The sequence below is a fragment of the Pseudomonas sp. ICMP 8385 genome, from assembly GCF_002699915.1.
GTDB classification, from domain to species: Bacteria; Pseudomonadota; Gammaproteobacteria; order Pseudomonadales; family Pseudomonadaceae; genus Aquipseudomonas; species Aquipseudomonas gessardii.
Window position 1 is genome coordinate 200,467 of record NZ_LKBY01000135.1, and the last position, 13,125, is coordinate 213,591.

The following is a 13,125-nucleotide window of genomic DNA, read 5'->3' on the forward strand; positions in this document are numbered from 1 at the left end:
ATCAAACAGGGAGCCAAAATGCCCAATTTCCATAAAATCCTCATCGCCAACCGTGGCGAAATCGCCTGCCGGATCCAGCGCACCGCCCAAGCCCTGGGCTACCGCACCGTGGCGGTCTATAGCGAGGCCGACGCCAACGCCCTGCACGTACACATGGCCGACGAAGCCGTGAACATCGGCCCGGCCCCGGTACAGCAGTCTTACCTGAATATCCCGGCCATCCTCGATGCCGCACGCCTCACCGGCGCCGATGCCGTCCACCCCGGCTACGGCTTTCTCTCGGAAAACCCCGAATTCGCCAAGGCCTGTCTCGCCGCTGGCCTGGTGTTTATCGGCCCCAGCGCCGACGCCATCGAACTGATGGGCAGCAAGCGCCTGTCGAAAATCGCCATGCTCGACGCCTGTGTGCCGTGTATTGCCGGCTACCAGGGCAGCGCGCAGGACGACGCCACCCTGCAGGGCGAAGCCGAGCGCATCGGCTACCCGCTGATGATCAAGGCCAGTGCCGGCGGCGGTGGGCGTGGCATGCGCCTGGTGCACACGCCCGCGCAACTGCTCGAACAACTGCACACCGCACGCTCCGAAGCCCTGAACGCCCTTGGCAGCGACGAACTGATCCTGGAGCAGGCGTTGCTCGCGCCGCGCCATGTGGAAATCCAACTGTTCGGCGATGCCCATGGCAACCTGATCTACCTGGGCGAGCGCGATTGCTCGGTGCAGCGCCGCCATCAGAAGGTCATCGAAGAAGCGCCCTGCCCGGTCATGACCGCCGAGCTGCGCCAGGCCATGGGCGACGCGGCGCTCAAGGCCGGGCGTGCGGTGGCGTATGTCGGCGCCGGCACCGTGGAGTTCCTGCTGGACCAGGACGGGCGGTTTTATTTCCTGGAAATGAACACGCGCCTGCAAGTGGAGCACCCGGTCACCGAACTGATCACCGGCCTGGACCTGGTGGACTGGCAACTGCAAATCGCCGCCGGCCAGCCCCTGCCCTTGCGCCAGGACCAAGTGACACTGACCGGGCATGCCATGGAGGTGCGCCTGTACGCCGAAGACCCGGCCCAGGGCTTCTTGCCACAGACCGGCGAGGTACTGCGCTGGGAGCCGGCGGCCGGGGTGCGGGTCGATCATGGCTTGCTGGCCCCGCAGCGGATCAGCCCGTTCTATGACCCGATGCTGGGCAAGATCATCGCCCATGGCGCCACCCGTGAAGAGGCGCGGCGCAAGTTGCTACGCGCCGTGCAGGACTGTGTGCTGCTGGGGGTTCCCAGCAATCAACGGTTACTGGTGGACTTGCTCGGGCACCCGCAGTTTGTCGCGGCGGATTTCAGCACCGGGTTTATCGCCGAACATTTCCGGGATATTGCCCGCCCCGCCATCAGCGACGAACAACTGGCAGTGGCCGCCGCCCTGTTCTATCGACACAGCGCGGCCGTGCACCGCCCGGCCCTGGCGGGCTGGCGCAACAATGCCAGCGTGCCCTGGACCTACCGCCTGAGCGTCGATGAGCAGCGCCACGAGGTCACCGCCCAGGTACTGGCGGACGATCATCTGCAAGTCGGTAACATCGACATACACCTGCTCGACAGTGACGGCCGTTGGGCCAGCCTGGTCATCAACGGCATTCGGCAGCGGCTTGCCTATCACCTGCAAGGCACCCAGCTCTGGCTGTTGCACGCAGGGCACAGCCTGTGCGTGAGCAACCAGACGCAAACCGTGGCCAGTCGCGAAGCGCCCGCCAGCAGCGGCACGGTCAAGGCACCGATGGACGGGGCCATCATTCTGGTGCAGGTGCACGAAGGGGATGTGGTGAGCAAGGGCCAACTGCTGCTGGTGCTCGAAGCAATGAAAATGGAGCACCCGCTCAAGGCTGGCATCGATGGGGTGGTCAAGGCCATTCATGTCAGCGCAGGCGATCAGGTGCGCAATCGCCAGGTCTTGCTACAGATCGAGTAGCCCTGGGCGGAACTACCAGGCTTGGCTACGCTCTATCCCCATCAGAAAGGGATGAGTACGGGAACCTGCGATGCCTCATTGGCTGATTATTGATCTTGAAGCCACAACGGATGACGGCGGCTGGCCCGTGTCGGAGATGGAAATCATCGAAATCGGCGTCAGCCTGGTCAACCGCCAAGGCCGCGAACTGGACCACTTCCAGCGCTTCGTGCGGCCCTTGCGGCGCCCGTTGTTGACGCCGTTCTGCCGCCAGCTGACGCACATCAGCCAGGCCAATATCGACAGCGCGGCGCCCTTGACCGAGGTCTGGCCGCTGTTCGAGCGCTGGCTCGGCCAGCATCACCCGCGCCTGGAAGGCTGGGCCAGCTGGGGCGACTATGATCGTCAGCAACTGGAACTGGAGTGGCAGCGCCATGGCTTGACCAGCGTGCTGGGCCAGACGCCCCATGTGAACCTCAAGCAACGCTTCGCCAAGGCCCGGCGCCTGGACAAGCCGCTGGGGCTCAATGGCGCGTTGCAACTGGCGGGTATGCAGTTCAACGGCCAGCAACACCGGGCCCTGGAAGATGCGCGCAATACGGCGCGTTTGCTGCCGTTGATTTTGCCCGTGTAGAAGGCATACTGGCCGGCCTTTCTTGCCCCTTTTTCGAGGATTCCCCCATGTTCAAAGTCAATGAGTACTTCGACGGCACCGTCAAGTCGATCGCTTTCGGCACCCCTGAAGGCCCGGCGACCGTCGGCGTGATGGCCCCGGGTGAATACGAATTCGGCACGGCCCAGCGTGAAATCATGTACGTGGTCTCGGGCGCACTGACCGTCAAGCTACCCGGCAGCGACAGCTGGGAAACCTTCGCCGCCGGCAGCCAGTTCAATGTGCCGGCCGACAGCAAGTTCCAGCTCAAGGTGGCCGTGAACACTGCCTACCTGTGCGAATACCGCGGCTAAGCCTTTCCCGCACGCAAAAAAATGCCCGTCTCCTGTGAGACGGGCATTTTTCATGGGGCCGGTTTATTCGAGGATGGTCACCGGCATGCCGACTTCCAGGTGGCCTACCCCGTCATTGACCAGGTTCTGGCCGAACATCACGCCATCGGGCTGCTTGCGGTAGGTTTCCAGGGTCGCCAGGGGCTGGCGGTCGGCGTTGCGCTCACCGGTTGCCGGGTCGATGGTGGTGAGGATGCACCGGGAGCAGGACTTGACCACCCGAAACTCCACCTCACCAATGCGCAGGCGCTTCCAGCCATCTTCGGCAAAGGCCTCGCTGCCTTCGATCACCAGGTTGGGACGAAAGCGCAGCATTTCCATGGGCCGGCCGATGCGCTGCGACAGGTCGTCCAGGGACGCCTGGCCAATCAGCAACAGTGGGAAACCGTCGGCGAACGCAACCTGGTCATCATCCTTGCCGTAGCCGGCGGCCGTGGTGCGGGCGCGCTCCAGGGGCACCTGCACCAGGCGGGTCGGTTTGCCGATAAACTCGCTGACCCAGCGCGCGGCTTCATCGCCGGCATCGGGAACTCGCAGGGTGTCGCGCCAGATGGTCACGCCACGCAACTCGGCATCCGCACCGGGCAATGCCACGTCCAGGCTGGGCTGGCCTGCGCTGCTCAAGGTCAAGCCCCCGGCGTCATTCCAGAGGGCCGACAGCTGGCTCATCTGCGCCACTGCACGCTGGGTCAGGAAACGCCCACTGGCCTCGTCCACCAGCATCCATCGGCGGTCCCCGTCCAGCCCCAGTTTATCCAGGCCAATATGCGACAAGGGTTGTGCCTTGCCGGACTTCAAGGGGTACCGATACAACGCGCTGAGACGAAGCATGAGCCTGGGTTCCTGTGAGCAAAAGCGTCACCCTATACGAGGCCGTCGAGAGAATCAAAATATCCCCACGCCTTACGGCCGCAGGGGATCAGGCGGAAGGCTCATCCAGCATCAGGCGCTCGCGCACCACATCAACCAGTTTGTCGGGCTGGAACTTGGAGAGGAAGTTGTCACAACCGACCTTCTTGACCATCGATTCGTTGAAGCTGCCGGACAACGAGGTGTGCAGCACCACATAGAGGCTGCGCAGGCGCGGGTCGTTGCGGATCTCGGTGGTCAGGCGGTAGCCGTCCATCTCGGGCATTTCGGCGTCGGTGAAGATCATCAGCAACTTGTCGGTCATTACCTGGCCGCTGTCCGCCCAGGCCTTGAGCATGTTCAAGGCCTTGAGGCCATCGCTGGCGATATGCATCTTCACCCCCAGTTGACCCAGGGTGTCGCGCAGTTGCGACAAGGCCACATTGGAGTCATCCACCAACAGCACTTCGCGGCCGCGGGCACGTTCGAGTACCGGGTCATCGAGTTTTTCCCGGGAGACCTTGGCGTTGTAGGGCACGATCTCGGCGAGGACTTTTTCCACGTCGATGATCTCTACCAGTTGCTCGTCCACCTTGCTGATGGCCGTGAGGTAGTGTTGGCGGCCGGCGCTCGCGGGCGGGGGCAGGATCGACTCCCAGTTCATGTTGACGATGCGATCGACACCGCCTACCAGGAAGGCCTGCACCGAACGGTTGTACTCGGTAACGATAATGGTGCTGTTGGGCCCCGGCACCAGCGGACGCATGCCGATGGCCTGGGACAGGTCGATCACCGGCAAGGTCTGGCCACGCAGGTTGACCACGCCGCAGACAAACGGGTGACGCTGGGGCATCAGGGTCAGCTTGGGCAACTGCAGGACTTCCTGCACCTTGAACACGTTGATCGCGAACAACTGACGACCGGCCAGGCGGAACATGAGGATCTCCAGGCGATTCTCACCCACCAATTGTGTGCGTTGATCTACCGTGTCGAGAATGCCAGCCATTAAAGACTCCTGGGGTGTGCTGAAAGATTGACTGCTTACTAAAAAGGTTATCGGCAGCCAGTGCCAGAGCTTGACCCTCGGTAAAATGCCACGTAAATGCATTGATGTCACACTGACATCATGCTTTACTGCCATCACCTTATCGTCTGGCAGTCAAGCAATGCCGCGAGACCCTCAAACGGTCACAAGGTTCCGCCATGTAAGGGATTCCCCTAGTCACAATCAGGCCCAACCTGATATTCGCAATATCCAATAGCCATTAATGTGACGCCATTCTCATTGCATGAATGGAGTCAGGCTTTTGTTTGCTATCGCAAGCCCCCGGTCCAGGGGCCTTCCAGGCATTAACGCCTTGGTAATCGAAGTCATGCGAATGCCACTGGTTGTTTGCAGCACCAGCCGTCGCGACGCTGATCACTCAAATAAAAGTACTACTCAAAATTCAGAAATGAACTACAGATTTCGGTCATATTTCGGCGCTAGCTTGAAGCCATTGCTCCAGTGCTGCATCTCAATATCTGACCGTATGTTGTGGAGACTTTCATGATGAACGACGGTAAAGAGTGGCAAGACGCACTTCCCGAGTTCCTCCTGGAGGCCGAAATGCTGCTGGCCAAGTCAGAGGAATGCTTGAGTCACCTGCATTTGATCCGCAACGACAACGATGCCATCGATTGCATGAAAAACAGCCTGAGGAAACTCGCCGAAAAGGCCGATGCCATGTCGCTGGGGGCTATCGGTGATTTTTCCCGGCGCCTGCAGGACCTGATCAACAACGCCCAAAGCCCGGTGCAACTGCACGACCAGGCACTCTCGGCCTTGCATGACTGCCTGACACTGATGGCCTGGCAACTGGAACTGATTGATATCAAGACCGGCAAACTCAGCCTGGATGAGACTGAGCAAGTTGCGCTGATCGAGACGGCTGCCCAGTTGATCCCACAAAAAAGCGTCGACTACACCTATCGCCAGGCCGCACCACACGCCTCCTGAGCCGGCCTTTTCCATAGGTAGACGCGCCGGCTTCACTGTTTGAAAGGGTGTTTGAGCACACAACTATCAATAGGCCATTATCGGCAACAAAGATACAAGACAAGATCAATCATACAACTAGCCGCCCGTAGAACTGGCCATGGCAGCGCTGGGGCCCATGACTGTCGCCAAGCACAACGCCAGGCGACCAGCGGTAATGGTTGATGGTACTATGACCACGCTCGAAGTGGCTGAACGTCATGATGCAAGAAAACGTGAAACGCACCTCGAATCAACATCAGAGTCACTACCGTGCAGACCCGGTGCCGAAGGGAGCCCATGTCCCCAGAGCGCTTTCCAAACAGAGCCCGGTCAGCGGTCGTGACCGGTCTACCCGCAGCGAACACCCATCGGCTCCATCTGCTATGTACACCAGCCCCATCTCACTCATCGCCCGGTTCGGATCCCAAGGCAGTACCCGCTGGATCACCCTTGGCCTATGCCTGTGTGCGACGCTGGTCAGCCTGTGGGTCTATGCGCACCAAGCGCCACTGCCGATAGTCCTGCTGCTGCTCAACCTTGCCACCCTGGTCGCCGTTGGCCTGCAGCGTTGGCGCTCGCGTAAATCGATCAAGTTCCAGCCCCAGGAATTGGCCGACCGCCTGCTGCAAGTCCAGGAAAACGAGCGCCACCGCCTCAGCCGCGAGCTGCACGACGATATCGGCCAACTGCTGACCGCCGCCAAGCTGCAAAGCGACTGGCTGCGCCGCCGCCTGCCGCCGGAACTGCAGGAACAATGCAACGTACTGTGCAATACCCTCAACGAAACCCTGGCCAAGGTGCGGGACGTGTCAGCCATTCTCAACCCTCGGCAACTGGCCAGCCTGGGCCTGGAAGCGAGCCTGCGCGCGCACCTGCTCAAGACCCTGGAAAACACCCCGGTACATTGGAGCCTGGAATGCCAGCAACGCCTGACCGGGATTCCAGAAGAGATGGCCGTGGCGGCCTTTCGTATCACCCAGGAGGCCGTGACCAACATGCTGCGCCATGCCCAGGCGCGCAACCTGCTGGTGCGCCTGCAACGCTTGCCCCAGGGGCTGTCGCTGTTTATCAGCGATGACGGCCAGGGCTTCTCGCCCGCCACCGACCCGGGCCGGGCCGGGCAACGGGGCATGGCGGGCATGTCCGAGCGCATTGATCAACTGGGCGGCATGCTGGCGGTCAATAGCCAACCCGGCTGTGGCACGCAGATCGAAGCGCTGTTTCCCTGGGCGCCGCGCACCCTCGAACGGGCCAGTCCCCCTAAGGCTCTAGAGTGACCTGCAATTTACTCCTGGTAGATGACCACGCCCTGATCCGCGCTGGTGTGCGCGCGCTGATCCTGGATATTCCCGGCTATGCGGTGATTGGCGAAGCCAACGACGGCGCGCAAGTGCTCGCCCAGTTCGATGCCTTGCAACCCGATATCGTCCTGCTGGACTTGTCGATGAAGCACACCAGTGGCCTGGATGCCTTGCAGCAACTCAAGCACGCCTACCCCAAGAGCAAAGTGCTGATCCTGTCGATGCACACCGACCCGCAGTTGATCATGCGTGCCCTGGAGGCCGGTGCCCATGGCTACCTGCTCAAGGACACCACCGCCAATGAGCTGGAACATGCGCTGCTGGCGCTGCGCAATAACGAGCGCTACCTGAGCCCGGCCATTGCCCACACGGTGATCAACCAGGCCTTGATCCACAGCCAGTCCCACCCGGAAGCCCCCGTACAGCGCCACAACCTGACGGCACGCCAGTTGGAAATCCTGCGCCTGATCGTGCGCGGCAAGTCCACCCGGGAAATCGCCCATGGCCTGGGCCTGAGCATCAAGACCGTGGAAGCCCACCGCTCGCAGATCATGAAGCGCCTGCAGATTTTCGATGTGGCCGGCCTGGTGCTGTTTGCCGTGCGCGAGCAGATCATCAGCCTGGACGATTAGCCAGCAACGGCGAACCCACCGGCAAATGCACCTGCAAGGCCTTGGGCAAGGTGCAAAAGCGCAGGTCGGTGCCCTTGAGCGGCTCGCCATCGAGGTTGATATCCAACCCTTCGGCCACCTTGATTTCTACCCATGGCAGGCGTGCGCGCACAAACAGGTTGTCCAGGCCCCAGCCGTCCGTCATCAGGCTGCGCAAGGTGCCCACCACTTCCTGGGGCGCCGGCAGGATGCTGATATCCAGCAGGCCATCATCGGCCAGGGCGCCTGGGCACAGCTCATGCCCGCCACCGGCCTGGCGACCGTTGCCGATCCCCAGGGCCAGCAACTCGCCGCGCCAATGAAAGTCCGGCCCCACCAGCTCCCCATAGGCGGCCCGCAGCTCGCTGAAGCGCGACAGGCCGGTAAACAGATAGGCCGCGCCGCCCAGCACCTTTTTCAGGTCCTCGGAGGTGTTGGCCGTGACCTGGCTGCCAAAACCGCCGGTGGCCATATTGAGAAACACCTGCCCGCCCACCTCCCCCAGGTCGATGGCGCGCGGTGCCACGTCCAGCAGCTCCAGGGCCAGGCGCGGCTCCAGCGGCACCCCGGCCGCACGGGCGAAGTCATTGGCAGTGCCCAGGGGCATCAGCACCAGGCTGGCGTCAGTTTTCGCCCGAGCCATGGCCTCGGCCACATCGCGCAAGGTGCCATCGCCACCGCCCGCAATCAGCCGTGTGTAGCCGGCCTCCAGGGCTTCACCCACCAGGCGCTGGGCATCACCGCCCTCCCAGGTGACGCGCACCGCCAGCTCCCACCCCTGCTCGCGCTTGCCTTGCACTGCTGCCCGCACGTCTTCATTGAGGGCTTGCTTGCCGTGCAGAATCAACAGTGCCTTGGGTTTGCTCATGGGGGTGAAGCTCCTATCGTTGGAGGGGACCTGAGGGATGTTGACCTTCGGCAGTCGGAAAAAAGCCATTGGGCTGTAAATTAATTCTTCAGCCCAGCACTTCGCTCAAAGGAATGAAATTCACCCGGTCACCGATGGCCAAGGTGGTGCCCTCCAGTACTTCCACCAAGCCCTCGGCCCAGGCGGCACTGCGCAAGACCCCGGAACTCTGGTTCTGGTAGATTACCGCCCGCCCTTGCTCCAGGCGCCCGCGCAGGTATTCGCGACGGTTGCCCGGCTTGGCCCAGACGAACCCCACCGGCACCTCGAAACGCAACGGCTGCACCGCTTCGACACCCTGGCGGCGCAGCAGGTACGGGCGCGCCAACAGAGCGAACGTGACCAGGGTCGACGCCGGATTCCCCGGCAGGCCAATCACCGGCACGCCACGGAAATGGCCGAATGTCAGCGGTTTGCCAGGCTTGATCGCCAGCTTCCACAAGGCCAGCTCGCCCTCTTCGCGTAATGCGATACCCAGGAAGTCCGCCTCCCCCACCGAGACCCCACCGGTGGACAGAATCAGGTCCACCGAGCCCAGGGCCGCCAGACGGGTCCGGGTCAATTCCAGGTCATCGGGCAAGATACCGGCGTCGACCACCTCGCAACCCAGGCGTTGCAACCAGCTGCACAACACCCGCCGGTTGCTGTTGTAGATCTGCCCCGGCCCCAGTGGCAGGCCCGGCTCGATCAACTCGTCGCCGGTTGACAGCACCGCCACGCGCACGCGGCGCACCACCGCCAGGCGGTCGCGCCCCAGGGACGCCGCCAGGCCCAGTTCTATCGGGCCAAGCCGTGTACCGGCGGCCAGGACTTCTTCGCCGACCGTCGTCTCCTGGCCCTTGGGCCGGATGTTTTGCCCTGCGCGCAGTGCCTGGGTAAAGCTGACGCGCTGATCGGGCTGCACCTCGGCGTTTTCCTGCATTTCCACGCAGTCGGCGCCTGCCGGCACCGGGGCGCCGGTGAAGATCCGCGCACACGTCCCCGCCGCCAAGGGCTCGGGGGCCTGGCCGGCGAAGATGCGCTGGCTCACCAGCAGCGGCTCGCCCGCCCAATCGGCAGTGCGTAAGGCATAGCCGTCCATGGCGCTGTTGGGCCAGGGCGGCAGGTCGAGGGTGGACACCAGCGCCTCGGCCAGCACGCGCCCGTCGCACGCGGCTAATGGCAGGTGTTCCTGCTCACGGATCGGCGCGGCCTCGGCCATGTTCAACAGGCGTTCCAGGGCTTGCTCTAGCGGCATCAAGGCGCCGGTCTGGCCCGGCTTACCCACGGGATTCACACGGTTCGGCCAGCTTGAGGTGCGGCACGAAATTGCACGGGCGATGGCGGGCATCCAGCTGTTCGGCGAGAATCCCGTCCCAGCCGGTGCGCACCGCGTTGGTGGAGCCCGGCAGGCAGCACACCAGGGTGCCATTGGCCAGGCCGGCCAGGGCGCGGGACTGCACGGTGGAAGTGCCGATATCGGCCACCGAAATCTGCCGGAACAGCTCGCCAAACCCATCCACCTGCTTGTCCAGCAAGCAACTGACCGCCTCGGGGGTGCTGTCGCGGCCCGTGAAGCCGGTACCGCCGGTAATCAGCACCACTTGCACCACGTCCTCGGCGATCCAGTGCGCGACTTGCGCACGGATTTTGTAGAGATCATCCTTGAGCAATACCCGTTCAGCCAGGCGATGGCCGGCCGCGAGCAGGCGCTCAACAAAGACCTGCCCGGAGGTGTCGGTTTCCAGGGTGCGAGTATCGCTGACGGTCAAGACAGCAATGTTAAGAGGTACGAAAGGCGTATCAGCCTGGGCTTTCATGGCTCGGTCCGGTTGTCGAAGGAACAGCCCGATGTTATATCACAGCCCCCTATTTCACTGCCGCTGCGGAGCCGTCATGCCATTCAATTCTTCGCCCCTGCCCTGCTCGGTCCTGTTGCTGGCCGGCGGTCGCGGCCAGCGCATGGGCGGGCTGGACAAGGGCCTGCTCGACTGGCACGGGCAACCGCTGATTGCCCACCTGCATCAGTGGGTGCGGCCCCTGACCGACGACCTGATCATCTCCTGCAACCGCAACCAGGCGCAGTACGCCCCCTACGGCGACCGGTTGGTCAGCGACGACAGCCTGGACTTCCCGGGGCCCCTGGCCGGTATCCGCGCCGGGCTGGCTGCCGCACGTCATGAACACTTATTGGTATTGCCCTGTGATGTGCCACACATCGACGGGCAGTTGCTGGCAGACCTGCTCGAAACCGCCCGACAACACCCACAGGTGCCGGTGATGATCCGCCACGGCGCGTTCTGGGAGCCTTTGCTCTGCGTCATACCGACGCGCCTGCGCGGCGACGTGGAAAACGCCTGGCTGGCGGCAGAGCGCAGCCCACGGCAGATCCTCCTGAAACTGGGGGCCCGGGCGCTCGATTGCGCCGAGAACGACCCGCGCCTGGCCAACCTCAATACACCAGAGTTGTTGCACCCACGCCCCGGCGTGTCAGAATGAGCGCCAGAACAAGGAACTTTGCCGACGTTGCACACGTCACAAGGTCAGAACTCAATACAGCAACACTCTCGGAGAAGACTCATGACTCAACGGACCATCGCCGCTCTCATGCTTGCACTGGGCCTTGCTACCCTCGCCGGTTGCGCCTCGCCAACAGTGATCACCCTGAATGACGGTCGCGAAATCCAGGCTGTCGACACCCCTAAATTCGATCAGGATTCGGGCTTCTACGAATTCGAACAACTGGATGGCAAGCACACCCGCATCAACAAGGATCAGGTTCGCACCGTCAAAGACCTGTAAGTCTTAACACCTGCTACGACAAAGCCCGCTTTTGAGCGGGCTTTGTTGCATCTGGCGCGTGGGAAATATCACCAATCCAGCACGATCCTGCTGTTGAAGCTGCGCTGTTCGCCGGTCACCGGGTCGACAAAACGTACGCCCTGGGCCAGCAACTTGAGCGGGTTGGCGTAGTCGTCCACAGCATCCTTGATAACCTGGGGATAAAACGGGTCATTGCAGATGCTCGCGCCCAGCGCCGTCATATGCACACGCAGTTGATGCTTCTTGCCCGTCACCGGAAACAGGCCATAGCGCCACAGGTCACCGTTTTTCTCGCGCACCTGCACCGCCGTTTCCGTGTTGCTCGCCCCGGGCCCCTCCTGCATGCGGAAGAACGGTTCGCCATCCACCAGGCGGCTCTTGTGCACCCGCGGGAAGGTCAGCGCGGGCAAGGCCGGGGCAATGGCCTCGTAGATTTTATCGATCTGGCGGGTGGGGAACAGTTGCTGATACGCCGAACGGCTTTGCGGGTTGGCCGAGAACAGCACCAGCCCGGCAGTATGGCGATCAATGCGATGCAGCGGCACCAGCGACGGGTTATCCAGGCGGCGGATCAGACGGCGCAACAGCGTCTGCTCGACATACTCGCCGGCAGGCGTCACTGGCAGGAAGTGCGGCTTGTCGGCCACCACCAGATGCTCGTCGGCGTACAGGATGCTCTCCTGCACCGGGATCGGCTTTTCATCCGGCACTTCGCGAAAGTAGTGGATGCGCAAACCTTCCTTGTAGGCCAGGTCCACGGCAATGGGCTGGCCATTGCCATCCAGCACCCGGCCACGGGCGATGCGGTCCAGCCACTGCGCGCGGCCGATGGCGCGAAAGTGCCCGCACAGGCAATCGAGCACCGTCACCCAGGGGCCAGGCGGCAGGTACAAGGTACTGGCTTGGTTCTGGGCAGCGGAAAAACCGGTATCGGACATGCGTACACTCAAGGCCTGGAAAGACTAAGGAGGCATTATCCCCCAGAATCTCAAGCCCTGACCAATTCGGCCCGCAGTACCGGCGAGGCACTGGCCGCCTCGGTGAACTCCTTGAGCCAGCGCAGTACATCCACCGCCTCCCAGCGGCCAGGGTCGTACAACGCATACAACAGGCCCTGATAGCCCACCACGTCCAGTTGCTTGTGATAACCGGCGCGCTGGAACAACGCTTCGATTTCGGCAAAGCAGGTGTTGAAATGCACTTTGTTGAACGGCGTCTTGCCTTCCGTGACCAGGCCATCGAGGCGCAGCTCATTCACCGCATCGCGCACGATATCTACGGACATGCGGTTGACGCTGCTTTTCAGTTGTTCGACATTCACCACGGGCGTTCCCTCTCACTCAAATAGCTGTACAAACATACAGTAACCGAATAATCAGCAACCTGCCATGGGTTGGCGCTAGATTAGAAAGGCAACGACCTGTTCCGTGTCGAACGGCCAGCCCAGTTCCGCCCCGGTATCCACCCGGCGCAGTACCGGAATGCTTAGGCCATAGGCGTCGAACAGCGCTTGCGAATCGGCGATATCCACCAACTCGACCATCAGCCCGTGTTCGACCAACGGCATGATTTGCGCTTCGGCAAACTCACACAGATGGCAGCCCAGGGTGCCGAACAACTGGCATTCAGGAAGCATGGCGTACAGACCCGATAAGAAAC

The 13,125-nt window shown here is 62.3% G+C and carries 15 protein-coding genes and 1 pseudogene; 8 read left to right on the plus strand and 8 right to left on the minus strand.

Annotation, left to right across the window (positions count from 1 at the left end):
• The first annotated feature begins 18 nt into the window (after positions 1 to 18).
• The 3 genes from AO268_RS27575 to ppnP all read left to right on the plus strand — a co-directional run bounded on the left by AO268_RS27575 (position 19) and on the right by ppnP (position 2,898).
• Positions 19 to 1,953 (plus strand): acetyl/propionyl/methylcrotonyl-CoA carboxylase subunit alpha, encoded by a 1,935-nt coding sequence (locus tag AO268_RS27575; RefSeq protein ID WP_099170466.1) that lies wholly within the window; start codon positions 19 to 21, stop codon positions 1,951 to 1,953.
• Between the two features lie 70 nt (positions 1,954 to 2,023).
• Complete coding sequence (locus tag AO268_RS27580) at positions 2,024 to 2,566, plus strand: exonuclease domain-containing protein (RefSeq protein WP_099170467.1); 543 nt, start codon at positions 2,024 to 2,026, stop codon at positions 2,564 to 2,566.
• A 47-nt stretch (positions 2,567 to 2,613) separates the two neighbouring features.
• Positions 2,614 to 2,898, plus strand: coding sequence for a pyrimidine/purine nucleoside phosphorylase (gene ppnP, locus AO268_RS27585; protein ID WP_099170468.1), 285 nt, complete (start codon positions 2,614 to 2,616; stop codon positions 2,896 to 2,898).
• Between the two features lie 63 nt (positions 2,899 to 2,961).
• Here ppnP and AO268_RS27590 read toward each other — a convergent pair whose 3' ends face one another.
• Together AO268_RS27590 and AO268_RS27595 are read right to left on the minus strand one after the other, a co-directional pair.
• Complete coding sequence (locus tag AO268_RS27590) at positions 2,962 to 3,768, minus strand: MOSC domain-containing protein (protein ID WP_099170469.1); 807 nt, start codon at positions 3,766 to 3,768, stop codon at positions 2,962 to 2,964.
• 88 nt (positions 3,769 to 3,856) lie between these two features.
• Complete coding sequence (locus AO268_RS27595) at positions 3,857 to 4,792, minus strand: chemotaxis protein CheV (protein ID WP_099170470.1); 936 nt, start codon at positions 4,790 to 4,792, stop codon at positions 3,857 to 3,859.
• A gap of 543 nt (positions 4,793 to 5,335) precedes the next feature.
• On the opposite strand from AO268_RS27595, the gene AO268_RS27600 reads away from it, so the two are divergent.
• The 3 genes from AO268_RS27600 (at position 5,336) to AO268_RS27610 (ending at position 7,739) form a co-directional block, all read left to right on the plus strand.
• Positions 5,336 to 5,785, plus strand: a complete 450-nt coding sequence (locus AO268_RS27600; RefSeq protein WP_099170471.1) for a hypothetical protein — start codon at positions 5,336 to 5,338, stop codon at positions 5,783 to 5,785.
• A gap of 404 nt (positions 5,786 to 6,189) precedes the next feature.
• Complete coding sequence (locus AO268_RS27605; protein ID WP_099170472.1) at positions 6,190 to 7,083, plus strand: sensor histidine kinase; 894 nt, start codon at positions 6,190 to 6,192, stop codon at positions 7,081 to 7,083.
• A complete protein-coding gene (locus tag AO268_RS27610) occupies positions 7,080 to 7,739 on the plus strand; it encodes a response regulator transcription factor (protein WP_099170473.1) in 660 nt (219 codons plus the stop codon). Before AO268_RS27605 ends, AO268_RS27610 begins: the two co-directional genes overlap by 4 nt.
• On the opposite strand, the pseudogene yegS reads toward AO268_RS27610, so the two are convergent.
• The 3 genes and pseudogenes from yegS to moaB form a co-directional block, all read right to left on the minus strand.
• Positions 7,701 to 8,625: pseudogene (yegS, locus tag AO268_RS27615) on the minus strand (lipid kinase YegS); the annotation flags it as partial. The gene AO268_RS27610 and the pseudogene yegS overlap by 39 nt on opposite strands.
• A gap of 88 nt (positions 8,626 to 8,713) precedes the next feature.
• A complete protein-coding gene (locus AO268_RS27620; RefSeq protein WP_099170475.1) occupies positions 8,714 to 9,940 on the minus strand; it encodes a molybdopterin molybdotransferase MoeA in 1,227 nt (408 codons plus the stop codon).
• On the minus strand, positions 9,924 to 10,463 hold the full coding sequence (gene moaB, locus AO268_RS27625) for a molybdenum cofactor biosynthesis protein B (protein WP_099170476.1): 540 nt from the start codon (positions 10,461 to 10,463) through the stop codon (positions 9,924 to 9,926). The genes AO268_RS27620 and moaB overlap by 17 nt, the downstream gene beginning before the upstream one ends.
• Positions 10,464 to 10,539: 76 nt before the next feature.
• Between moaB and mobA the strand changes: the two genes are divergently transcribed.
• Together mobA and AO268_RS27635 are read left to right on the plus strand one after the other, a co-directional pair.
• Complete coding sequence (gene mobA / locus AO268_RS27630) at positions 10,540 to 11,142, plus strand: molybdenum cofactor guanylyltransferase MobA (protein ID WP_099170477.1); 603 nt, start codon at positions 10,540 to 10,542, stop codon at positions 11,140 to 11,142.
• Between the two features lie 81 nt (positions 11,143 to 11,223).
• Positions 11,224 to 11,445 carry a YgdI/YgdR family lipoprotein gene (locus AO268_RS27635; RefSeq protein WP_099170478.1) on the plus strand — a complete coding sequence of 74 codons (222 nt, stop codon included), beginning with the start codon at positions 11,224 to 11,226 and terminating at the stop codon, positions 11,443 to 11,445.
• 68 nt (positions 11,446 to 11,513) lie between these two features.
• Here AO268_RS27635 and AO268_RS27640 read toward each other — a convergent pair whose 3' ends face one another.
• The 3 genes from AO268_RS27640 to AO268_RS27650 all read right to left on the minus strand — a co-directional run bounded on the left by AO268_RS27640 (position 11,514) and on the right by AO268_RS27650 (position 13,102).
• Complete coding sequence (locus AO268_RS27640; RefSeq protein ID WP_099170479.1) at positions 11,514 to 12,404, minus strand: pseudouridine synthase; 891 nt, start codon at positions 12,402 to 12,404, stop codon at positions 11,514 to 11,516.
• Between the two features lie 50 nt (positions 12,405 to 12,454).
• On the minus strand, positions 12,455 to 12,790 hold the full coding sequence (locus tag AO268_RS27645) for a hypothetical protein (RefSeq protein ID WP_029298086.1): 336 nt from the start codon (positions 12,788 to 12,790) through the stop codon (positions 12,455 to 12,457).
• A 75-nt stretch (positions 12,791 to 12,865) separates the two neighbouring features.
• Positions 12,866 to 13,102, minus strand: a complete 237-nt coding sequence (locus tag AO268_RS27650) for a glutaredoxin family protein (protein WP_099170480.1) — start codon at positions 13,100 to 13,102, stop codon at positions 12,866 to 12,868.
• Positions 13,103 to 13,125: the final 23 nt, after the last annotated feature.

Bases quoted from the DNA above. Each gene is read 5' to 3' on its own strand.
- AO268_RS27575 (WP_099170466.1), top strand. From the start codon at position 19: ATGCCCAATTTCCATAAAATCCTCATCGCCAACCGTGGCGAAATCGCC.
- AO268_RS27580 (WP_099170467.1), top strand. From the start codon at position 2,024: ATGCCTCATTGGCTGATTATTGATCTTGAAGCCACAACGGATGACGGC.
- ppnP (WP_099170468.1), top strand. From the start codon at position 2,614: ATGTTCAAAGTCAATGAGTACTTCGACGGCACCGTCAAGTCGATCGCT.
- AO268_RS27590 (WP_099170469.1), bottom strand. From the start codon at position 3,768: ATGCTTCGTCTCAGCGCGTTGTATCGGTACCCCTTGAAGTCCGGCAAG.
- AO268_RS27595 (WP_099170470.1), bottom strand. From the start codon at position 4,792: ATGGCTGGCATTCTCGACACGGTAGATCAACGCACACAATTGGTGGGT.
- AO268_RS27600 (WP_099170471.1), top strand. From the start codon at position 5,336: ATGATGAACGACGGTAAAGAGTGGCAAGACGCACTTCCCGAGTTCCTC.
- AO268_RS27605 (WP_099170472.1), top strand. From the start codon at position 6,190: ATGTACACCAGCCCCATCTCACTCATCGCCCGGTTCGGATCCCAAGGC.
- moaB (WP_099170476.1), bottom strand. From the start codon at position 10,463: ATGAAAGCCCAGGCTGATACGCCTTTCGTACCTCTTAACATTGCTGTC.
- mobA (WP_099170477.1), top strand. From the start codon at position 10,540: ATGCCATTCAATTCTTCGCCCCTGCCCTGCTCGGTCCTGTTGCTGGCC.
- AO268_RS27635 (WP_099170478.1), top strand. From the start codon at position 11,224: ATGACTCAACGGACCATCGCCGCTCTCATGCTTGCACTGGGCCTTGCT.
- AO268_RS27640 (WP_099170479.1), bottom strand. From the start codon at position 12,404: ATGTCCGATACCGGTTTTTCCGCTGCCCAGAACCAAGCCAGTACCTTG.
- AO268_RS27650 (WP_099170480.1), bottom strand. From the start codon at position 13,102: ATGCTTCCTGAATGCCAGTTGTTCGGCACCCTGGGCTGCCATCTGTGT.